Origin of the sequence: Streptomyces sp. DH12, from assembly GCF_020873895.1 — a bacterium.
Lineage (GTDB): Bacteria > Actinomycetota > Actinomycetes > Streptomycetales > Streptomycetaceae > Streptomyces.
In genome coordinates this window covers 1-481 of the sequence record NZ_JAHWGT010000818.1, presented here as the reverse complement: position 1 = coordinate 481, position 481 = coordinate 1, and the positions used below count along the sequence as shown (strand labels likewise).

1 protein-coding gene is annotated in these 481 nt (G+C 76.5%); it reads left to right on the top strand.

All coding sequences use genetic code 11. From position 1 onward, the window contains the following. The first annotated feature begins 26 nt into the window (after nucleotides 1–26). Nucleotides 27–293, top strand: coding sequence for a helix-turn-helix domain-containing protein (locus tag LPA54_RS37240; RefSeq protein WP_228917376.1), 267 nt, complete (start codon nucleotides 27–29; stop codon nucleotides 291–293). Nucleotides 294–481: the final 188 nt, after the last annotated feature.

Sequence of the window (481 nt, the reverse complement as noted above, 5' to 3'; positions counted from 1 at the left end):
CGGCGACGAGGAAGCCCGGCGGGGAGGTGGACGACATGCTGAGGACTCCCGCCGACGGGACACGACTGCGCATCCTCGCCTGGCTGGGCGAACCGGACACCGCCGGACGAGGCCTCACCGCGGACGACGTCGCCGCCCGCCTCGGCGTGCCCCGCCCCGCGGCGCTCGCCCACCTCCGGCTGCTCACCTCCCTCGGCCTGCTCCACCTCACCGGCCAGGACGACGACCCCCGCTACCACCGCGACGAGATCCGCCTCGCCGAGGTGACCCAGCTGTTCGAGAAGGGCTGGTAGCCCGTCCCGGCCTCCGCGGGCAGGCCCGGACGCCTCGCCTCCGCGGCCTGGACTACGCTGATCCCGTGCGAGCAGGAGACGTACGACCGTGACCGCGGCGGAGGCCGGGCGACCCCGGGTCCGCTCCGCCGTACGGGCCCAGGCACCCGTCGTCGGCGCGGTCGCGGTGGGCGGCGGAGTGGGAGCCG